This is a genomic window from Methylobacterium segetis (assembly GCF_004348265.1).
GTDB lineage: Bacteria > Pseudomonadota > Alphaproteobacteria > Rhizobiales > Beijerinckiaceae > Methylobacterium > Methylobacterium segetis.
The window spans coordinates 13530-33763 of sequence record NZ_SMNT01000015.1 but is presented as its reverse complement, the minus strand read 5'-3'; the positions used below and the strand labels follow the sequence as shown (position 1 = coordinate 33763).

Genomic DNA, 20234 nt, shown 5'->3' with positions numbered 1-20234 from the left:
CGTCCTCATGCGGCGGTCTTTCGCGAGACCAGCAGAAGTGCGAGCCCGAGCCCCGCCGCCGCCACCCCGCCCAGCACGCCCCAGGCCGGCAGGGCCGCGCGGGCGCCCTCGCCGAGGGCGCCCTGGTAGGCCTCGATCGCCCAGGCGTTCGGGGTGAACCAGCCGGCCTGCTGCAGCCAGGGCGGCATCAGGAAGCGGGGGACCATGCTGCCGCCGACCGCCGAGAGGAGGAGGACGCCGAAGGTCGCGGCGAGATGCGCCTGCTGGCGGGTCGCGGCGGCCGCGCAGGCGGCGAGGGCGAGGCCCGCCGCCATCGCCGAGACGAGGAGCGAGGTCAGCGTCCATTCGGGCCAGTGCGGGCCGATCTCGACGCCGTAGAGGAGGACGGCGGCGGCGAAGATCAGCCCCGCCTGCGCGAGGCCCTGGAGGGTCAGGAAGCCGAACTTGCCGAGCACGATCACGGGGAGCCCGCCGGGCGCGGCCGTCAGACGGTCGGCGAGTCCGGATTGGCGCTCCTCGACGAGGGTCATCGCCCCCTGCATCGCGGCAAAGAGCAGGAACACGGCGGTGATGGCGCCCGCGTAATAGGCGACGCGCTCGTTCGCCCGGCCCGAGGCCGTGCTCTGCCGCTCGACGAGAGTGGCGAAGGAGAACGGCTCCTTCCTCGCGCGCTGCTCGGCGAAGGCCTGATCGAGGAAGGCGCGCTCGTCCGCGCCGATCTTGCCCGTGCGCTCCACGTCCGCGACGATCCGGGAGAGCACGACGTCCGGCAGGGCGTCGTTCAGGACGCGCTGGAGCTGGCCGAGGGCGATCGGCGTCGCGAGGGCCTTCGACGGGTTCTCGACCAGCACCACGGGCTGCCCGGGCGAGGTGCCGCCGGAGGGGGGTGCGGCGAGGTCGCCGCGCAGCACCAGGGCGACGTCGACCGTGCCCCGGCGCACGGCGGCCACCGCCTCCCCGACGCTGGCGGCGGGCAAGCGCTCCACCCGCAGGCTCGGGTCGGCCGCGAGCGCGGCGACCAAGCGCTCGGTCGTCGCCGTATGGGCGAGGTCGGCGAGGCCGAGATGGATGCGGATGCGGTCGCCGATGGCGCCGGAGAAGATCGCGGCGAAGATCGTGAAGATCACGGTCGGCAGGACGAAGGCCATGACGAGCGCGGCGCGGTCGCGCAGCAGGCTCAGCGCCATGACGCGGAAGGCCGCGCCGATCATCGGGCGCCCCCCGCGATGCGGGACAGGCTCGCCGCAGGACCGGCCGCCGCAGGCGCCAGGGCCTCGCGGTAGAGCGCCTCGAGCCCGGGCGCCCGCACCCGCACCTCGCCGGCCGGCACGCCCTGGGCCCTCAGGCTGCCGAGGAGCGCGGCTCCGTCGAGTCCGGAGACGGTGCGCCCCGCCGCCCGCCAGACGAGCCCCGGGCCCCCCTCCGCGATCTCCGCCTCCACCGGGACGAAGCCTGCGCGCCGCAGCGCCGCCTCGGCGGCTCGATCGGGCGTGTGGTCGAGCGCCACCTCCTGCTCGGGCGGCCCGGAGCGGATCCGGGCCAGCATCGCGGCGAGCGCACCCTCCCGCACGATCCGGCCGCCCCCGACGAAGGCGACGCGGTCGGCGAGCCGCTCGGCCTCGCCGAAATCATGGGTGGCGATGAGGATGCCGGCGCCCTCGGCCCGTAGGCGCCCGAGGAGCGCGTGGATCGCGGCGCGGGCGGAGAGATCGACTCCCTGCGTCGGCTCGTCGAGGAGGATGAGGCGGGGCTCGCCGAGGAGGCTCGCCGCGATGTTGACCCGGCGCTGGTAGCCGCCGGAGAGCTGGCCGACCAGCCGGTGTGCCACCTCGATGGTGCCGGTCCTGTCGAGGGCGCGCGCCACGGAGGCGGCCCGCGCGCGACGGGGAAGGCCGATCAGTTCGGCGAAGACGCCGAGATTCTCGGCGACCGTCAGGCGGGGATAGAGCGCGATCTCCTGGGGCACCCAACCGATGGCGCGCCGGGCCGCGCCGCGGCGGAACGGGTCTGCGCCGCCGACGCGCACCCTCCCCGAATCGGGCGCGAGGCGCCCGGCCACGAGCCGCATCAGCGAGGATTTGCCGGCGCCGTTCGAGCCGAGCAGCGCCAGCGTCTCGCCGGCCCGAAGCGCGAGGTCGACGCTGTCGAGGATCTGCCGTCCGCCGAGGGCGAGCGTCGCGCCCGCGACCTCCACGAGGGGGGCGCCCCCCTCGGGACGCGGCTCGGGCGCCGGCATGGGGCGTCTCAGCGCGCGGGCAGGGCGCGCATGAGGCGCACCCGGAGCGCGAGGCCGGGCTCGCGCAGGGAGAAGGCGGCGCGGGCGAAGTCCGGGCGCACGTTTCGCCCCGCCTCGCCGGAGAAGCCGTAGGGCTCGAGCGGCAGGCCGAGGGGGGTCCGGTCGAGGCGGCCGTTGCCGTTCAGGTCCTGGAAGGCGGCGAGCGCGTAGGTGCCCGGCGGGACGTCGCGCAGCACGAGGCGCTGACGCGGGCCCGTTGCCCGCGCCGTCTCCCCGTCACGGCAGGCGGCCTCCGACAGGCCGCCCTGGCAGAGCGCGACGTAGACGGAACCGGAGCCCGCCTCGATCCCGTCGACCTCGACCTCGACGGTCGCGGCGCGGGCCGGCGTCGCGGCGGCGAGGCAGCCTGCGAGGAGGAGGGCTGCGCGGCTCACGTGGCCTCGCCGCCGGCCGCGAGCGGAGCCGTTTCCGGCAGTCCCGCCTCGCCGGTGGGCAGGCGGGCCCCGGCGAGTTCCTCGATGAGGAGGCGGGCGGAGATGCGCGCGCCCTCGTAGATCACGGGAAGCCCCGAGCCCGGATGGGTGCCGCCGCCGACGAGATAGAGGCTCGGCCCGAAGCGGTTGTGGGGCCGGAAGTAGAGCATCTGCATCAGGTCGTGGGCGAGGTTGAAGGTGGCACCCTCGTGGACCGCGAAATCGTCCCGCCAGCCGGTCGGGTCGACGATGCGCTCGTAGCGGATGCGCGATTCGAGATCGTCGAGGCCGAGGAGCTTCAGCCGCTCCAGCACCAGTTGCCGGTAGCGCGGCCGCACCGCCTCCCAGTCGATTCCCGCCTTCAGGTTCGGCACCGGCACCAGCACGTAGAGGGCGGTGTGCCCGGGGGGCGCCATGCCCCCGTCCGTGAATCCCGCGTGCTGGACGTAGATCGACGGCTCCAGCGGCAGGACGCCCTCCGAGACCTCGCGGATGTTGCGGGCATAGTCCTTGGCGAGCAGGATCGTGTGATGCCCGAGGCCCGCGGGCATCCGCCCCTCGATCCCGAGATAGAGCATGAAGGTCGAGCAGGAGAGGCGGGCCTTGGCGACCTTCGCGTCGCGCCAGCGCGGTCTGTGCGCCTCCGGCACCAGGGCCGGCACGGCGCGGGCGAAGTCGCCGTTGATGACCACCGCGTCGGCCCGCAGCGTCTCGCCCCCCGCCACGACGCCGCAGGCGCGCTTGCCCTCGAACAGGACCCGGTCGACGCCGGTGCCGAGGCGAATGTCGACGCCCATGCGGCGGGCGAGCCCCGCCATCGCCTCCGAGACCGCGCCGCAGCCGCCGACGGGGTGGTAGACCCCATGCTCGTACTCGAGGAAGGAGAGGATCGTGAACAGGCTCGGGCAGCGGAAGGGCGACATCCCGAGGTACTTGGTCTGGAACGAGAAGGCGAGGCGCACCCGCGGGTCGGCGAAGTAGCGCTGAAGGTCGCGGTCGACGCTCCGGCCGGGATGCAGGTAGGGGAGGGCCGCGAGCATGGCGGGCGAGGCCATGCTGCGGAAGCGGTGGAAGGCCTGCTCCAGGACCGGCTTGAAGAACTTCAGCTTGGTCCGGTTGTCGGCGAAGAAGCGGCGGACGTTCTTCGCGTCGTCCGGCGCGATCCGGGCGATCTCGGCCTCCAGCCGGTCCATGTCGGCGGTGGCGCGGATCTCGCCCGAGAGGCCGCCCTCGCCCTCGAAGGCGAGGTGGTATTGCGGGTCGAGGCGCTCGAGCCGGACATGGTCCTCCAGCCGCTCGCCGCAGGAGGCGAAGATGTCGGCGAGGATCTGGGGATAGAGGAAGAAGGTGGGGCCGATGTCGAAGCGGTAGCCGCCGGGCGCCTCGACGGTCCGGGTACGCCCGCCGACCGCCTCGTCCTTCTCGAAGAGCGTGACGTGGATCCCGGCGCGGGCCAGCAGAAGTGCTGTCGCCAGCCCACCGGGACCGGCACCGACGATGACCACCCGACGTCCGGACAAAGTCCGGAGGCCGTCCCGTGACTGCAGCAACGCTCGAACCTCCCGCCGGTGCGGATCCACGATCCTGCCCGGATCTCCGCCACCTGTGAACAGGCGCCACGCGCGGTTTCCGGCCAAGCTAGACTGTACAAGCTAGGAGAGCGGTGCGTTCGGGCAATTGTCACTCTTTGTCGCGCGCAACCTCTGCCGATGATGCGCGCAGGTGATGGAGCGCGATGGCCCCCGCGGTCGCGACGTTGAGCGAATCGAAGCCGGGAGCCATCGGGATGCGCACGCCGCGGGCCCGCGCGATGGTCTCGGCCGGCAGGCCCGGCCCCTCGGTCCCGAGGAGGAGGGCCCTGGGGAGGGCGGGCAGGTCCGAGAGAGCCTCCGCCCCGCCGGGCGAGAGGGCGAGCGGCGTCAGGCCGAGGCGTGCGGCCAGGGCGAGCCAGCCCTCGCCGGGTCCGAGCCGCGCGAAGGGCACGGTCAGCGCGGCGCCCGCCGAGACGCGGATCGCCTTGCGATAGAGCGGGTCGCAGGTCGCGGCATCGAGGAGCACCGCGTCGGCGCCGAAGGCGGCGGCGTTGCGGAACAGGCCGCCGACATTGTCGTGATTGGTCAGGCCGCAGAGCCCCAGCACCAGGGCCGGCGCCGGATCGGGCGGCACGAGACCGGCCGCGCACGGCTCCGCGCCGCGGAGTCCGACCGCGAGGACGCCGCGATGGATCGGGAAGCCCGTCACCGCGCTCATCACGGGCCGGGCGGCGAGGTAGACCGGGGGCGGGGCGGGGAGCCGCGCGGCGTGGGCGGCGAGCGCCTCGGCAAGGCCCGGCAGGCGCTCGGGCGCGAGCAGGATCGATTCGGCCTGGAACCGCGCCTGCCCCGAGAGCAGGAGGCGCAGGGTTACCTCGCCCTCGACGATGAAGCGGCCTGCGCGCCCGACGAGGTCGCGCTCGCGCATCGCCGCGTAGGGGGCGAGGCGCGGATCGCCGGGATCGTCGAGGGGGATTGTCTCGATCACGGCGCCCGGCTCGCTAGGCTCCGCCCCCCGCGCGACGCGGAACTCCGCGCCCGCACGCTGGCGGGACGCGGTGCGGCCGTCACGCCTCCGGCCGGCCGCCCATGCGGATGGCGAGCGGATCCGCCTCCTCCTTCTTCGGCACCTTCACCAGCGCCTCGCCGTCGAGCACCACCTCGCCCGCCACCGAGCAGGTGCAGGTGAGCCGCGCGCGGCGCCGCTCCGGCACGAGTTCGGCCACGGTCACGGTCACGTCGACGGTATCGCCGATGCGCACGGGCGCGCGGACATTGAGGGTCTGGCTGATGTAGACCGCGCCGGGGCCGGGCAGGCGGGTGCCGAGCACCGCCGAGATCAGGCCCGCCGTGTAGAGGCCGTGCGCGATGCGGGTGCCGAAGGGCGTGCGCGCGGCGAAGTGCTCGGAGAGGTGGATCGGGTTGCGGTCGCCGGTGATCTCGGCGAAGCCGACCACGTCGGAGGAGGCGATGACCTTGGTCAGCGTCTCGGAGAGCCCGACCTCCAGGTCCTCGAAATACAGAACGCGCAGCTCGGGCAACATCCTCGGCCTCCCGCTTGTCTCGTTGTCGCCGCGCGATACGGCGCAGGTCCGGTTGTCGCCTCGCACAGGCGCGCCACGGAATCCAGTATCGGACTTGCGAAAATTTCGGCCTCGACAGGGGGCCCGCGGCCGCGCCATGTGCAGCCCGAGCCGCCCGCAAGCCCGAAGCCTCCCGCGAACATCGTCTGCCCGTGACACCTGCCGTGCCATCTCCCGCCCCACCCTCCCTGCGCCCCGTCGTCGTTCGCGTCGCGGGGCTGAACCTCGCCTATTTCGGGGTCGAGATCGCGGTCGCCCTCGCGATCGGCTCGGTCGCGCTCATCGCCGACAGCCTCGATTTCCTGGAGGATGCGGCGCTCAACCTCCTCATCTTCGCCGGGCTCGGCTGGAGCCTGCGCAACCGGGCGCGGCTCGGCACCGTGATGGCCGGCATCCTGCTCGTGCCGGCCCTCGCCACGGCCTACGCGGCCTACGAGAAGTTCTCCGACCTCGCCCCTCCGGCGCCCCTGCCGCTGACGCTGACCGGCCTCGGAGCGCTCGCCGTCAACGTGACCTGCGCGATGATGCTCGCCCGCCACCGGCACGGGGCGGGCAGCCTGACGCGGGCGGCCTATCTCTCGGCGCGCAACGATGCGGCGGCGAACCTCGCGATCATCGCGGCGGGCCTCGTCACCGCCCTCTGGGCTTCCCCCTGGCCGGACCTCGCGGCGGCGGCCGGCATCGCCGTCCTCAATGCGGATTCCGCCCACGACATTCTCAAGGCGGCCCGGGCCGAGCGCCGCGCCGCTCGGGCCGCAGAGGCCTGAGACCCGTGCAAGCGACGATGCGCCTGTTCCCGATCTCCGACCTGCACCTCGAGCGCCGCCGGGCCGACCTGATCCCGCGGCCGAGCGCACCCTTCGACGTCCTCGTCTGCGCGGGCGATCTCTACGAGGGGCACCCGGAGCGCGGCCTCGCCGTGCTCTGCGACATCGCGGGCGGGCGGCCGATCGTGCTGGTGCCCGGCAATCACGAGCACTACGCGCCCACCGGCGATCCGCGCACGGCGCCGGACCTCCTCGCCGCCCTCGGCCGCGAGGTCGCGCGGCTGAACGAGGCCGGGGCCGACATCCGCCTGCTTCAGGGGGGCGCCGCCACCGAGATCGCGGGCGTGCGCTTCGTCGGCACGACGCTCTGGAGCGACTGGTCGCTCGCCGGGCGCTGGCTCCCCGAGGCGAGCCCGGACCGGCCGGCGGACCCGGTGGCCTTCGCGGCCGACCGCATGACAGACCCCGTCACCGGCTCGCGGGAATATCGCGGCTCGATCCGCAAGGCGGACGGCACGCCCTGGCAGCCCGCCGACGCGATGGCCGCGCACGCGGCGGAGCGGTCGGCGCTCCTCGCACAGCTGCGCGGGCGCCACGACGGCCCGACCGTCGCCGTCACCCACCACCCGGCGAGCCCGCTCGCGGCCGACGCCTACCGCGACGCGCCGGGCGTGCCCTGGTGGGTGCCGGCCTTCTACGCGACGACGGTGCTCGACGATCTTGCCGACGCGGAGCGGCCCGCGATCTGGATCTCGGGCCATTTCCACGCCGGGCACGACTTGCGGATCGGGCGCTGCCGCTGGCTGGCGAACCCGGTGGAGGACCGAAACTTCGATCCCGGCCTGATCGTAGAGGTGCCTTGAGGGCCGGGCGGCGCGCCCCATGATGGGAGGCAGCCCGCGCCCGGCGAGCCCGCACGGAGGAGAGGCCCCGCATGAACACCTTCATCGCTGTCGTCCTGGTCTGCGCGAGCGGCCTGCCCCAGGAATCCTGCACGGACGACAAGGCGGTCGAGGTGCGGAAGGTTCGGGTCGCCAACGAGCTCGGCTGCGCCAGCGGCTGGCAGGAGATCATCGCCCGCACCGACCTCAGCGAGGAGGTGGGCAAGACGACCTACCTCAAGACCGAGTGCCGGCGGGTGAAGGAGCCGGGCTGAACCCGGCTCAGTGATCGTACTTGATGTAGGCGAAGCGCTGGTCCGTGGGCGTGCCCTCGAGGGCGCCCCCCTCGGCGCCGGGCTGCCAGGCCACGACCTCCTCGATCTTGCGGGCGAGGGCGAAGTCCTTCTCGGTCACGCCCTTGGCGGCGTGGTTCATCAGCCGCACCTCGACCCAGGCGTAGGAGGCCGTGAGGTCGGGATGATGCCAGGCGGCTTCCGCCAAGTGGCCCACCGTGTTGATGACCATCAGCGTGCTCTTCCAGCTCGCGGTCTTGTAGGTCCGGCGGATCCAGCCGTCCTCGTAGCGCCAGTGCGGCAGCTCGGCCTTCAGCCGCTCGGCGATCACGTCATCGTCAAGAACACCTTCGCGCCGCTCGGTCATCGCCGCCTCCCCATCGTTGCCCGCGACTATCCCAACTCCGCGTGCCCAACTCCGCGCGAACCTGCGCCCGCAGGGCTGCCGGCGCAAGGGTGTCGCCACGGACGTCGCGGGAGGCGCCGCCGGGAGTGGCGCCCGCTGCGCCGGGAGCCCGGCTCCCGGGCCCTCGCGGCTCGGTCAAAAGCACTCAGGCGGCCCCTGTGGACGGGCGGTTCGCGAGGCCGTAAGGACTTGGACCAACAGGATTGCCGATCCGTTCCGCGGAGGCAGGTATTTCCGGCACGACACGGGGAGAAGGCGCCATGCTGTCTCGGCGCGCATTGCTCGCGACGGCGGCGCTCTGGCCCCTGCCCGCGATCCTCACAAGGCCGGCCCGCGCCGCGGGCGAGACCATCCGCATCGGGGTGCTGCCCTTCGGCACGGCCTCGTGGGAGGCCGCCATCATCAAGGATCGCGGCCTCGACGCGGCGAACGGCTTCACCCTGGAGACGGTCAAGCTCGCGGGAAACGACGCCGCGCGCATCGCCTTCCAGGGGCGCCAGCTCGACACGATCGTCGGCGACCTGATCTGGGCCGCGCGGCTGCGCAACGAGGGGCGCGGCGTCAAGTTCGTGCCCTACTCGACCACCGAGGGCGCGCTGATGGTCCCGCCCGACAGCCCGATCAAGGGCATCGCGGACCTCTCGGGCAAGCGCCTCGGCGTGGCGGGCGGCGCCCTCGACAAGAACTGGGTGCTGCTGCGCGCCCAGGCGCGCGAGGCGGGCAACCTCGACCTCGAGACCGCGTCCCAGCTCGCCTACGGCGCGCCGCCGCTCCTGATGCAGAAGCTCGAATCCCGCGAGCTGGACGCGGCGCTGCTCTACTGGACCTACTGCGCGCGGCTCGAAGCCAAGGGCTATCGCCGGCTGATCAGCGCCGACGACATCATGCGGGCCTTCGGCGCCAAGGGACCGGTGGCGCTGATCGGCTACCTGTTCGAGGGCGAGACGGTGCGGGCGAAGCTCGCCGCCGTCGAGGGCTTCGCCCGCGCCTCCGCCGCGGCCAAGGAGGTGCTCGCGAGCGATGCCGCCGCCTGGGCCCTGGTGCGGCCGCTGATGGCGGCGGAGGACGACGCGACCTTCGAGGCCCTCAAGCGCAACTTCCTGGCCGGCACGCCGCGCCGGCCGCTCGCGACCGAGCGCAGCGACGCCGAGACCATCTACGCGACGCTGGCACGCCTCGGCGGCGAGCGCCTCGTCGGCGATGCCAAGGCCCTGCCGCCGGACCTCTACCTCGACGGCGCCCGCAATGGGTGAGGGATCCGTGTCCGTCCGAGGCTGCCGCACCCGCTCTCTCCCGCGCGGGAGAGGGGGCTCGGCCCGTTCCTGACGAACCGCCTCATGGCCCTCGCCGCGCGCCTCGCCTCGCTGCTGATCCTGCTCGCCCTCTGGCAGCTCGCGGCGGCCCTCGCCGACGCGCGGACCCTGCCGGCGCCGAGCGCGGTCGCAGCCTTCGTCCTGCGCGAGATCCAGACCGGCGGCATGCTCTTCAACGTCGGCGTGACGCTGGCGCGGGTCGCCGTCTCCTTCGTGATCGCCATGAGCCTCGGGCTGGTGCTCGGCGTGCTGCTCGGCCGCTCGAAGCTCGCGGACCGCACCCTCGACACGCCGCTCCTCGTGGTGCTCAACACGCCGGCCCTCGTCATCACGGTGCTCGCCTATGTCTGGCTCGGGCTCACCGAGACCGCGGCGATCGTCGCGGTGGCGCTGAACAAGCTCCCGAACGTCGCCGTGATCATGCGGGAGGGGGCCCGCGGCCTCGATCCGGGCCTCGAGGAGATGGCCCGCACCTACCGGTTCGACCGGCGCACTTGGATCGCCCACGTGCTGGTGCCGCAACTCCAGCCCTTCGCGGTGGCGGCCGCGCGCTCCGGCATCTCGCTCGCGTGGAAGATCGTGCTCGTGGTCGAGCTGATCGGCCGGCCGAACGGGGTCGGCTTCGCGATCAACTACTATTTCCAGCTCTTCGACGTCACCGCGGTCATCGGCTACAGCCTCGTCTTCATGACGGTGATGCTCGCCATCGACACCCTCGTCCTGCAGCCCCTCGATGCGCATGTCCGACGCTGGCGCTGAGGCCACCGGCCCGGTCCTCGCCGCGCGGATCGCGCGCAAGGTCTATCGCTCCGCCCGCAACGAGCCGGTGGAGGCGGTGCGCGACCTCGCCTTCGCGATCGCGCCCGGCGAGGTGGTCTGCCTGATCGGCCCCTCGGGCGCGGGCAAGACCACCACCCTGCGCATCCTGCTCGGGCTCGACCGGGACTACGAGGGCGAGGTCAGGCCCGATCCCCGCAAGGATTCCGCCGGGATCGGCATGGTGTTCCAGGATCCCCGCCTCCTGCCGTGGCGGACGGTGGAGCAGAACGTCCGCCTCGCCCTGCCGCGGGAGCGGCGCGGGCGCGATCTCGACGCCCTGTTCGAGCATCTCGCCCTCACCCCCTGGCGCGGGCGCTACCCCGGAGCCCTGTCGCTCGGCATGCAGCGGCGGGTGGCGCTCGCCCGCGCGCTCGCCGACGATCCGCGCCTCCTCATCCTCGACGAGCCCTTCGTCTCCCTCGACGATGCGGCGGCCGCCTCCTTGCGCGGGCTCGTCGTCGACACGGTCGACCGGCTCGGCATGAGCGTGCTGATGGTCACGCACAACGTGGCGGAGGCGCTTGAGATCGCCGACCGGCTGCTCCTGCTCTCGCCGCGGCCCGCGAGCCTGATCGCCGCTGTGCCCCTCACGCTGCCCCGGCCGGAGCGCCGACGCGCCTTCGTCGAGGCGACGCGGCGCGATCTCGCCGCGCGCTATCCCGGTGTGATCGCGGATTGAGGTTTCTCAGTTCGCCCTGGCGTCGACGTCGAGCTTGTCGAGCACCGCGCCGGGGGAACCGGCCGTGCTGAAATCGGCCACCCCCACGCCCGTGCCGTCCTTCGCCTTGGCGGTCACCGAGAGACGGCCGGGCTTCGTCACGAACTGGCCCATCGCGGCACCGATCGCCTTGGCGGCCGGCGAGTTGCCGAGGATGACGGGCACGCCGAGCACGCTGGCGGTCACGTATTCCTGGCGCAGCTCGTCGGGCTTGAGGCTCAGCACCTTCGACTGGGCGTTGATGAAGCGCTCGAACAGGCCCGTATTCTCGATCGTGAGATCGAGCGCCTTGGCGGTGGCGGAGAGCATGGCGAGGCCCGAGACGCCCGCGTCCGGATCGAAGATCTCCGGCCCGATCCCGCCGAGCGTGCCCGTGAGGCGCAGCGTGCCCATGTCCTTGCCCGAGACCGAGACCTCGCGCACGGAGAGCTCCCGCCGACCCTCGTCCCAGGCCGTATCGGCGACGACGTTGAGGTCGAGATCCTGGTAGCCGTAGGCCGTGAGCGAGCCGAGCCCGGGCACGCCGGCCACCGTCGAGGCCGGAAGCGTCAGGCCGGTCAGGCTGAGGCGGCTCGCGGTCGGCACCCCGTCCCGTGGCGGCCCGAAGGTGATGGCGGCGTTGCGCAGGCCCACGTGGAGCGGCGTCTCGGCCGGTGCGGACTTGACCGTCGGGGGCTTCGCTCCGAGCGCTTGGCGCGCCGCGTTCTCGAAGGGATCGCCCGCGGAATCGCGGGCCGGCGCCTTGGGGGCGGGAGCGGGTGCGGCCTTGCCGGCCTCGGGGGGCAGGTCGAGGCTGATGTCCTGCATCGCGAGCGTGCCGATCACCGGGGTGAGGCGGCGCAAGGCGTCGTCCGTGGCCTCGGCCTTCGGGTCCGAGAGACGGCGCAGGGCCTCGACCGTCGGCGCCAGAGAGAAGCCGGTGAGGGTGAGCTTGCCGACGCGCGAGCGCACGCCCTTCTGCGCGAAGGCGAGGTCCTCGAGGTTCATCCCCGCCTCGGGACCCTGGCCCGCATAGGCCATGCGGCCGATCTCGAGGAGGAGGGGCTCCGCAGACTTGCTCTCGCTGATGCTGAGCCCGCGCGCCTCCAAGCCGCCGACCGAGACGGCCTCGACGAGGTCGGCGGCCGCCGCCGTGACCCTGGCGCGGTCCGCCGGGCTCGCCTTGTCGAGGTCGAGCCCCGCGAAGGCGTCGAGGGCGCCGGTCCAGCCGCCGGGAATCTGGCGGCCGCCGAGGTCGCGCCCCTCGACGCGGGCGAGCTTCACGGTGGTGCCGCGATCGTCGGTGTAGACCACGTCGGCGATAGAGACGGACGCGTAGACCCGCTGCACCGGCCCCTTGCCGTCGCCCGCGACGGCGTAGAGCCGGGCCAGGGCGGCGAGGTCGATGTCGGTGGCACCGATGCGGCCGTAGGTGCCCGAGCCCGTCTCGGGGCCGCCCGCGACCGTCACGGCTGCGCCGGCCGCCGAGAGTTCGGCCGCCTTGCCCGCCCGCACGTCGCGGGCCGCGACGTCGCGGTAGACAACGGTCTGGCGCGAGGCCCCGGGCCCCGCATGGACCGAGCGCAATTCCGGTATCGTCAGGCTCGCCGCATCGAGGCGGGCGAGGCGCGTGGCCCAGGGCTCGGGCGAATCGGCCTTCAGGATCGCCAGGAGATCGTCCTTCGAGAGCCGGGTGCCGCTCACCGTGATGCGCGGCATCGTCAGCACCGTGGACCCGAACGGCAGGACGACGTCCTGCAGCGTCACGTCCTGGACGGCGGAGGCGGCCTCCTGCGCCCATGCCGCCTGCGGGACGACGAGCGGCGCGGGGGAGAGGAGGGCGAGGGCGCAGACGGAGGCGCGGGCGGCCCGGCCGAGGCGGGCGCGGCCTGTCACGTGGGTCATGGGCTTGTCCGGATCGCTGACGGAGGCGCGGGTCTCAAGGCTTGTGGAAAACGTCGAGGCGCATCCGTGCCGCAGAATGCCGGGCGAGGCACTCGGGGCCCGACGCCGCGCCCGCTGCGGACGGATGGCCCGCCGTCACCTGTCGTTCCGGCGCAACGACGATCAGAGCGAGAAGGAGGTGCCGCAGCCGCAGGAGGCGGTCGCCTGCGGATTCTCGATCTTGAAGGACTGGCCGATCAGATCGTTGACGAAGTCGATGGTCGAGCCCGCCATGTACTCGAGCGACACCGCATCGACGAGCACGGTCGCGCCGTCCCGCTCGATCACGATGTCATCGGTCTCTCGGCCCTGGGCCACGTCGAAGGCGTAGGAGAAGCCGGAGCAGCCGCCGCCATTCACGCTGATGCGCAGCGACGAGCCGGGAGGCTCGGCGCCCATGATCTCGTTGATGCGCTTGGCGGCGCGGGGCGTCAGGGTGATCTCGGCCATGGTTGCTCGCGAATCTCGTGGCGACGCCCGGACGTCTCGGCCCGGATCGCCTGGGGACACGGGCGGCAGCGGATTGCCAGACGGGCGCCCGGCCACAAGATATGGGCATGATCCCGTCGCCGCAACGCGGCCGGCCGGATCCCGGATGTTTGAGGAGCGGCCTTGCGGCAGAACGGAGAGCGCTGGCGCGCGCCCTACGCCACGGACCCGGCCGCGTGCCGGGGCCGCCTGATCGCGGAAGCCGCCTCGCCGACCCGCAGCGATTTCCAGCGCGACCGGGACCGCATCGTCCACTCCACCGCCTTCCGGCGCCTGAAGCACAAGACGCAGGTCTTCGTGCACCACGAGGGCGACCATTACCGCACCCGGCTCACGCACACCCTGGAGGTGAGCCAGATCGCCCGGGCTCTCGCCCGCGCGCTCGGCCTCGACGAGGATCTGGCGGAGGCTTTGGCCCTCTCGCACGACCTCGGCCACACCTGCTTCGGCCACACGGGCGAGGACGCCCTCGACGCCTGCATGGCCGAGCACGGCGGCTTCGATCACAATGCCCAGGCCCTGCGCATCGTGACGCGGCTGGAGCGGCGCTACGCGGGCTTCGACGGCCTGAACCTCGCCTGGGAGACGCTGGAGGGCCTCGTCAAGCACAACGGCCCGCTGCTGACTCCGGACGGCCGCCCGACCCCGCGCTACGCCGCCGCCGGCATCCCGGCCGCGATCCTCGAGTACAATTCCGTCAACGACCTGGAGCTGTCGCGCTTCGCCGGGCCGGAAGCGCAGGGCGCCGCGCTGGCCGACGACATCGCCTACGACAGCCACGACCTCGACGACGGCCTTCGCGCCGGCCTGTTCGACCTCGCCGACCTCGCCGAGGTGCCCTTCCTGAAGGGTCTTCTCGACGAGATCGAGCGCTTGCACCCGGGGCTCGAAACCTCGCGGCGCGTGCACGAACTCGCCCGCCGCGTCATCACGCGCTTCGTCGAGGACGTCATCGCGGAGAGCGGACGCCGCCTGGAGGCCCTCGCCCCCGCGAGCGTCGCCGACATCCGGGGCGCGGGCGCGTCCGTCATCGCCTTCTCGGAGCCGATCGCCGAGGCCGACGCCGCCATCAAGCGCTTCCTCTACGCGCGCATGTACCGGCATCCCGGCGTGATGGCGGTACGCGCCCGCGCCGCGCAGATCGTCGCCGACCTGTTCGCGGCCTTCTGCGCCGACCCCGCCCGCATGCCCGAGGAGTGGAGCGCGGGTCTCGCGGGAGCGGAGGAGGGGCGGGTGCGCCGCCGGATCGCCGACTACATCGCCGGCATGACCGACACCTACGCGGTGCTCGCCCACCGGAAGCTCTTCCCGGAAACGCCGGACCTGCACTGGAGCCCGGAGAGCCTCGGCCTGCCGCTGGCGGAGCCGTGAGGATGGGCGAGCCCGCACGCCCCGCGCCCGAGACCCGGGACGCCTATCGCCGCCGGATCGCCCTCGGAACGCGCTGGGGCGACAACGACGTCTACGGGCACGTCAACAATGTCGTCTATTACGCCTTCTTCGACACGGCGGTGAACGGCTGCCTGATCGAGGCCGGCGTGCTCGACATCGCGAACAGCCCCGTCATCGGCCTCGTGGTCGAGACGGGCTGCCGCTACTTCTCGGGCGTCGCCTTCCCCGACCGGATCACGGCGGGCCTGCGGGTCGCCCATCTCGGCCGCTCCAGCGTGCGCTACGAGATCGCGCTCTTCCGCGAGGACGAGGAGCGCGCCTCGGCGCAGGGACATTTCGTGCACGTCTACGTTGATCGCGAGACCCGCCGGCCGGTGCCGCTGCCGGATGGGATGCGGGCGGAACTCGCGGGGTGGATGTGAGCCCCCGTCCGTGACACCACCCGCCCCCCTTGCTATGCGGCCGGCCTGAACCTTCGGCCGCGGCGTCCCCGACACCGCGGCCGCGCGAGCGGGCGTTTCGAGACATGAACATCTTTGCGATCTTCGAGGCGCGGGTGCGCGAGGCCCTCGAGAGCCTCACCCGCGCCGGGCAGCTCCCGGCGGGTCTCGACCTCTCGCGCGTCGTCGTCGAGCCGCCGCGGGACCCGAGCCACGGCGACCTCGCCACCAACGCCGCCCTCGTGCTCGCCAAGGAGGCGCGGACGAACCCGAAGGCGCTCGGCGAGGCGCTGGCGGCCGAGCTACGCTCGGATCCGCGCGTCGTCGAGGCCGGGGTGGCGGGCCCCGGCTTCATCAACCTGCGCCTCGACCCGTCCGTCTTCCACGACGTGGTGCGGTCCGTGCTGGCCGCCCCGGAGAGGTACGTGCGCGCCGAGTTGCCGGGCGGCAAGGTCAACATCGAGTACGTCTCGGCCAACCCCACCGGACCGATGCATGTCGGGCACGGTCGCGGCGCGGTGTTCGGCGACGCGCTCGCGAACCTCCTCGTGGCGGCCGGCCGCGACGTCACGCGCGAGTACTACATCAACGACGCAGGCGCGCAGGTCGACGTGCTCGCCCGCTCCGCCTTCCTGCGCTACCGCGAGGCGCTCGGCGAGGAGGTGGGCCCGGTGCCCGAAGGGCTCTACCCGGGCGACTACCTCAAGCCTGTCGGCGCGGCGCTCGCGCGCGAGCACGGACGCGCACTGCTCAGCAAGCCCGAGGCGGAATGGCTGCCCCTCGTCCGCGAGACCGCGATCGCCATGATGATGGACATGATCCGGGCGGACCTCGCCGCGATCGGCATCCACCACGACGTGTTCTTCTCCGAGCGGACGCTTCACGGCGAGGGGGCGGGGTCGGTCTCGGCGCTGCTCGCCGACCTGCGCGCCCGCGGCCTCGTCTACGAGGGCCGCCTGCCGCCGCCGAAGGGGCAGGTGCCGGAGGATTGGGAGGACCGGGAGCAGACCCTGTTCCGCACCCGGGAGTTCGGCGACGACACCGACCGGCCGCTCCTCAAGTCGGACGGCTCCTTCACCTACTTCGCCTCCGACATCGCCTATCACCGGGACAAGTTCCTGCGCGGCGCCACCGACATGATCGACGTGCTCGGCGCCGACCACGGCGGCTACGTCAAGCGCATGCAGGCGGCGGTGACGGCGGTCACGGGCGGGGAGGCGAGCCTCGACGTGAAGCTCTGCCAGCTGGTGCGGCTGCTGCGGGCGGGCGAGCCCGTGAAGATGTCCAAGCGGGCGGGCGAGTTCATCACCCTGCGGGAGGTGATCGACGAGGTCGGGCGCGACGCGATCCGCTTCATGATGCTCTACCGCAAGAACGACGCGACGCTCGATTTCGACCTCGCCAAGGTCGTGGAGCAATCCAAGGACAATCCCGTTTTCTACGTGCAGTACGCCCATGCCCGCTGCCACTCGGTTTTCCGGCAGGCGCGCGAGGCGATGCCGGACGAGGATCTGTCGGCGCAAGCCCTTGCGCAGGCGGATCTTTCGATCCTTGCCGATGCCGGGGAGGGGGAGATGATGCGCCTCGTCGCGCAAGTTCCGCGGGTGCTCGAATCAGCCGCCATGGCCCACGAGCCGCACCGGATCGCCTTCCATCTCTACGAAGTCGCAAGTTCGCTTCATAGTTTCTGGAACAAGGGCAAAGACTTGCCGCAATTACGGTTTGTTAATCCAACCGACCGAAAGTCCACACGGGCGAGGTTGGCCCTCGTCGAGGCCGTCCGAGGCGTTCTCGCCTCCGGTCTCGCCATCCTGGGTGTCACCGCGCCGAGCGAAATGCGGTGAGGTGAGTCGGCGTTAGATGAGGATGCTGCCATGACCAACGCATCGCGGGCGCAGATCGATTTCGAGGCCTTCGCGCGCGACCTGCAGCACCCTCAGCCGAGTCACCCGCGCCCGACGGCGGTTCCGGGTGGCGGCCGGGCCGAGCCGCGGATCGAATCGCGACCTGAGACGAAGTCCGACCCGCTGGCCGAGCTTGCCCGCATCGTGGGCCAGGACGACCCCTTCCGGGCGCTGTTGGAGGCTCGCGACGGCCGCCGCGGCGGCGAGAGCGTGCCGGCCCGGCGCGTCGAGCCGAGCTTCGTCACGGAGCAGGTGCCGGCCCATCAGGCCTCCGCCCATTCCGCGGCGGCGCAAGGAACGAGCCCAGCCGACGCCTTCGACCAGTACCTTGCCACCGTCGACCGCGAATACCCGGCCGGGCCCGGCTACGACGGGCACGAGACGGATGTTTCGGGAATGGAGGCCCAGGCCGCCTATGGCGGACGCGCCCTGAAGCGGGCCCCGCGGCGGCGGCGCCTCGTCTCGGTCGGCGCCGGCATCGCGGTCGTCGCGATCTCGGTCACGGGTGCGCTGACGTGGCGCAGCCTGCATTCCGGCCGGATCGGCGGCGGCGTGCCCCTCATCCAGGCCGACACGGCCCCCCTCAAGATCGCGCCGAAGACCGCGGACGGCGTCGAGATCCCGGACCAGAACAAGCAGATCTACGAGCCCAAGGCCAAGGACGGCCAGATCCGCATCGTCAACCGCGAGGAGCAGCCCCTCGACGTGGCCCAGGCCGCGCGGGCGGCGCAGGGCGCTTCCGGTCTCTCGCAGGGCGGGCAGGGCACGAGCGAGTCCGGCACGACCCCGGGCGGCCTCACGGACGCCTTCGGGGAGCCGCGCCGCGTCCGCACGGTCTCGGTCAAGCCGGACACGCCGCCCCCGCCGCCCGCCCAGCGCGAGGCGGCCGCGGCCGAGACGGCGACACCCTCCGTAATCCCGACCATGACCCTGCCGGGCTCCGAGGAAGCGGCCCCCGCCAGGCCGCGTCCCTCCCGTCAGGCGTCCGCGCTGCCGACGCCGGCCCCCACGCCCACCGCACCGCCCCCGGCGGCCGAGAGCACGCCCGTCGTGGCGGCGCCCGCGCCGACGCGACCCAAGGCGCCCCAGCGGGTCGCCTCGGTGGCTCCGGAGACGGCGGCTCCCGTCGAGGCTCCGACCACGACGGCGGCCACCACCGCCGCTCCCGTCGGCGGATTCTCGGTGCAGCTCGGGGTGCGCACCAGCGCCGCCGAGGCGCAAACCGCCTTCCGGCAGATGCAGGGCAAGTACGCCCAGCTTGCCGGCCAGCCCGAACTGATCCGGCAGGCCGAGGTGAACGGCAAGACGATCTGGCGCGTGCGCGTCGGGCCGCTCGGCAAGAACGAGGCGACGAGCCTCTGCAGCCAGCTGCAGGCCGCAGGCGGCCAGTGCTTCGTCGCCAAGAACTGAGAGCGGGCTGAGCGGGCCCGGCACTCTGCCGGGTCCGAGCCACATCGTCCGGTACGCGTCCGATACCCGGATGCAACAGTGGGGTGCCGCTCGCCCGGAACCCCGCCGGTCTCCCCGATTTCGCCTTGTCGCGGGCCGAGAGCCCGCCCGACGCTGATCCCGCGATTCGCCGCAGAGCCCTCCGCGAGCCTGAAACCCGATGACCTCCCGTGCACTCATCCTCGGCTGCGCCGGCCGGACCCTCGCTCCGGAGGAAGCCGATTTCTTCCGGGCGGTCCGGCCCTGGGGCTTCATCCTGTTCAAGCGCAACATCGGCACGCCCGACGAGGTGCGGGCCCTGACCGGGGCGCTGCGCGCGGCCGTCGAGCGGGAGGACGCACCCATCCTGATCGATCAGGAGGGGGGGCGCGTGCAACGGATGGGCCCGCCCCACTGGCCCGCCTACCCGGCCGGGCGGCGCTTCGGCCGCCTCGACGGTTCGGCCGCGGCCATGGCTCGGCTCGGCGCGCGCCTGATGGCGCACGATCTTGCCAGCGTCGGCATCAACGTCGATTGCGCCCCGGTGCTCGACGTGCCGGTGGAGGGCAGCCACGACATCATCGGCGACCGCGCCTACGGCACGAGCCCGTCCGCCGTCGCCGAGATCGGCCGGGCGGTCGCCGAGGGCCTGATGGCGGGCGGCGTGCTGCCGGTGATGAAGCACATCCCCGGCCACGGCCGCGCCGCCTGCGACAGCCACCATGGGCTGCCCGTCGTCGGAGCCTCCCGCGACAGCCTCGCCGCCCAGGATTTCCAGCCCTTCCGCACGCTCGCCGACCTGCCGCTCGCCATGAGCGCGCACGTCGTCTTCACGGCGCTCGATCCCGAACGGCCCGCGACGCAATCGCCGATCGTGGTGCGCGAGATCATCCGCGGCGCGATCGGCTTCGACGGCCTGCTGATGACCGACGATCTCTCGATGCACGCGCTGACCGGCCCGTTCCGGACCCGCGCCGAGGCTGCCTTCGCGGCCGGCATCGACGTCGCCCTCCACTGCAACGGCGACCAGGCGGAGATGGAGGCCGTGGCCGAAGGGTCGCCCGAGCTCTCCGGGGACGCCCTGCGCCGGGCCGAGGCCGCGCTTGCCCGGCTGCGGCCCGAGAGCGACGGCTTCGACGTCCGCGAGGCCCGGGCCCGCTTCGAGGCGGGACTCTCCGCCGCGGCCTGAGCCTGCGCATCCGGCCTCTTGGACGGAAGGCCGCGGACGCCTTGTGTTCGCGGGGTGCGATCCTTAGTTTCGCGCCAACCCGACCACGTAGGACGGCGTCGCCCGGCAGCGGCTCGCGGCGCAGGAGGTTGCCATGGGCAGCATGAGTATCTGGCACTGGATCATCGTCGCCGCGATCGTGATGCTGCTGTTCGGCCGCGGCAAGATCTCGGACCTGATGGGCGACGTCGCCAAGGGCATCAAGGCGTTCAAGAAGGGCATGGCGGACGACGAGGCGCCGCCCCAGGGCACGCCGGCCCAGGCTCCGCCGGTCTCCGCGAACGAACCCGTCCGCACGATTCCGCACGCCGGCCAGCCCGCGAGCGAGCCGAGCCCCGGCACGGCGATCCCGGCGAGCCACCTGCCCGCCCGCGACAAGACCGTCTGAGGGTGTTGCCCGGAGCGGCTG

21 protein-coding genes are annotated in these 20234 nt (G+C 72.9%); 12 read left to right on the top strand and 9 right to left on the bottom strand.

Annotated elements, in window-relative coordinates:
• Nucleotides 1-5: 5 nt before the first annotated feature.
• From E1J50_RS06055 to croR, 6 genes are all read right to left on the bottom strand, one after another.
• Nucleotides 6-1211 (bottom strand): ABC transporter permease, encoded by a 1206-nt coding sequence (locus tag E1J50_RS06055; RefSeq protein ID WP_132251421.1) that lies wholly within the window; start codon nucleotides 1209-1211, stop codon nucleotides 6-8.
• A complete protein-coding gene (locus tag E1J50_RS06050; RefSeq protein ID WP_132251419.1) occupies nucleotides 1208-2236 on the bottom strand; it encodes an ABC transporter ATP-binding protein in 1029 nt (342 codons plus the stop codon). Before E1J50_RS06050 ends, E1J50_RS06055 begins: the two co-directional genes overlap by 4 nt.
• Before the next feature lie 8 nt (nucleotides 2237-2244).
• On the bottom strand, nucleotides 2245-2670 hold the full coding sequence (locus E1J50_RS06045) for a DUF2141 domain-containing protein (RefSeq protein ID WP_132251417.1): 426 nt from the start codon (nucleotides 2668-2670) through the stop codon (nucleotides 2245-2247).
• Entirely contained in the window at nucleotides 2667-4259 is a 1593-nt protein-coding gene (gene crtI, locus E1J50_RS06040; RefSeq protein WP_132251415.1) for a phytoene desaturase family protein, read from the bottom strand. Before crtI ends, E1J50_RS06045 begins: the two co-directional genes overlap by 4 nt.
• Nucleotides 4260-4389: 130 nt before the next feature.
• Complete coding sequence (locus E1J50_RS06035; RefSeq protein ID WP_425374913.1) at nucleotides 4390-5169, bottom strand: TrmH family RNA methyltransferase; 780 nt, start codon at nucleotides 5167-5169, stop codon at nucleotides 4390-4392.
• 139 nt (nucleotides 5170-5308) lie between these two features.
• The gene (gene croR, locus E1J50_RS06030; protein WP_132251411.1) at nucleotides 5309-5785 is read right to left on the bottom strand and encodes a 3-hydroxybutyryl-CoA dehydratase; all 477 of its coding nucleotides are present in this window, start codon (nucleotides 5783-5785) and stop codon (nucleotides 5309-5311) included.
• A 203-nt stretch (nucleotides 5786-5988) separates the two neighbouring features.
• On the opposite strand from croR, the gene E1J50_RS06025 reads away from it, so the two are divergent.
• From E1J50_RS06025 to E1J50_RS06015, 3 genes are all read left to right on the top strand, one after another.
• On the top strand, nucleotides 5989-6591 hold the full coding sequence (locus tag E1J50_RS06025; RefSeq protein WP_132251409.1) for a cation efflux transmembrane domain-containing protein: 603 nt from the start codon (nucleotides 5989-5991) through the stop codon (nucleotides 6589-6591).
• Between the two features lie 17 nt (nucleotides 6592-6608).
• Nucleotides 6609-7454 (top strand): metallophosphoesterase, encoded by an 846-nt coding sequence (locus E1J50_RS06020; protein ID WP_132251502.1) that lies wholly within the window; start codon nucleotides 6609-6611, stop codon nucleotides 7452-7454.
• A gap of 71 nt (nucleotides 7455-7525) precedes the next feature.
• Nucleotides 7526-7747 carry a hypothetical protein gene (locus tag E1J50_RS06015; protein WP_132251407.1) on the top strand — a complete coding sequence of 74 codons (222 nt, stop codon included), beginning with the start codon at nucleotides 7526-7528 and terminating at the stop codon, nucleotides 7745-7747.
• Nucleotides 7748-7754: 7 nt separating this feature from the next.
• Here the strand turns inward: E1J50_RS06015 and E1J50_RS06010 are convergent, their stop codons facing one another.
• Nucleotides 7755-8132: a 4a-hydroxytetrahydrobiopterin dehydratase gene (locus E1J50_RS06010; RefSeq protein WP_132251405.1), complete on the bottom strand. Its 378-nt coding sequence runs from the start codon at nucleotides 8130-8132 to the stop codon at nucleotides 7755-7757.
• 299 nt (nucleotides 8133-8431) lie between these two features.
• Between E1J50_RS06010 and E1J50_RS06005 the strand changes: the two genes are divergently transcribed.
• The 3 genes from E1J50_RS06005 to E1J50_RS05995 all read left to right on the top strand — a co-directional run bounded on the left by E1J50_RS06005 (nucleotide 8432) and on the right by E1J50_RS05995 (nucleotide 10982).
• Nucleotides 8432-9424: an ABC transporter substrate-binding protein gene (locus tag E1J50_RS06005; RefSeq protein WP_132251403.1), complete on the top strand. Its 993-nt coding sequence runs from the start codon at nucleotides 8432-8434 to the stop codon at nucleotides 9422-9424.
• Nucleotides 9425-9508: 84 nt separating this feature from the next.
• On the top strand, nucleotides 9509-10243 hold the full coding sequence (locus E1J50_RS06000; protein ID WP_132251401.1) for an ABC transporter permease: 735 nt from the start codon (nucleotides 9509-9511) through the stop codon (nucleotides 10241-10243).
• A complete protein-coding gene (locus E1J50_RS05995) occupies nucleotides 10224-10982 on the top strand; it encodes an ABC transporter ATP-binding protein (RefSeq protein WP_132251399.1) in 759 nt (252 codons plus the stop codon). The genes E1J50_RS06000 and E1J50_RS05995 overlap by 20 nt, the downstream gene beginning before the upstream one ends.
• A gap of 6 nt (nucleotides 10983-10988) precedes the next feature.
• Here the strand turns inward: E1J50_RS05995 and E1J50_RS05990 are convergent, their stop codons facing one another.
• Nucleotides 10989-12905, bottom strand: coding sequence for a hypothetical protein (locus E1J50_RS05990; RefSeq protein ID WP_132251396.1), 1917 nt, complete (start codon nucleotides 12903-12905; stop codon nucleotides 10989-10991).
• A gap of 162 nt (nucleotides 12906-13067) precedes the next feature.
• Nucleotides 13068-13394 (bottom strand): HesB/IscA family protein, encoded by a 327-nt coding sequence (locus tag E1J50_RS05985; RefSeq protein WP_132251394.1) that lies wholly within the window; start codon nucleotides 13392-13394, stop codon nucleotides 13068-13070.
• 162 nt (nucleotides 13395-13556) lie between these two features.
• On the opposite strand from E1J50_RS05985, the gene E1J50_RS05980 reads away from it, so the two are divergent.
• The 6 genes from E1J50_RS05980 (at nucleotide 13557) to E1J50_RS05955 (ending at nucleotide 20213) form a co-directional block, all read left to right on the top strand.
• A complete protein-coding gene (locus E1J50_RS05980) occupies nucleotides 13557-14804 on the top strand; it encodes a deoxyguanosinetriphosphate triphosphohydrolase (protein WP_132251392.1) in 1248 nt (415 codons plus the stop codon).
• Between the two features lie 2 nt (nucleotides 14805-14806).
• Entirely contained in the window at nucleotides 14807-15247 is a 441-nt protein-coding gene (locus tag E1J50_RS05975) for an acyl-CoA thioesterase (RefSeq protein ID WP_132251389.1), read from the top strand.
• A gap of 104 nt (nucleotides 15248-15351) precedes the next feature.
• Entirely contained in the window at nucleotides 15352-17109 is a 1758-nt protein-coding gene (gene argS, locus E1J50_RS05970) for an arginine--tRNA ligase (protein ID WP_132251387.1), read from the top strand.
• 30 nt (nucleotides 17110-17139) lie between these two features.
• Nucleotides 17140-18579, top strand: coding sequence for an SPOR domain-containing protein (locus E1J50_RS05965; RefSeq protein ID WP_132251385.1), 1440 nt, complete (start codon nucleotides 17140-17142; stop codon nucleotides 18577-18579).
• Between the two features lie 199 nt (nucleotides 18580-18778).
• The gene (gene nagZ, locus E1J50_RS05960) at nucleotides 18779-19786 is read left to right on the top strand and encodes a beta-N-acetylhexosaminidase (RefSeq protein ID WP_132251383.1); all 1008 of its coding nucleotides are present in this window, start codon (nucleotides 18779-18781) and stop codon (nucleotides 19784-19786) included.
• A gap of 133 nt (nucleotides 19787-19919) precedes the next feature.
• Complete coding sequence (locus E1J50_RS05955; protein WP_132251381.1) at nucleotides 19920-20213, top strand: twin-arginine translocase TatA/TatE family subunit; 294 nt, start codon at nucleotides 19920-19922, stop codon at nucleotides 20211-20213.
• Nucleotides 20214-20234: the final 21 nt, after the last annotated feature.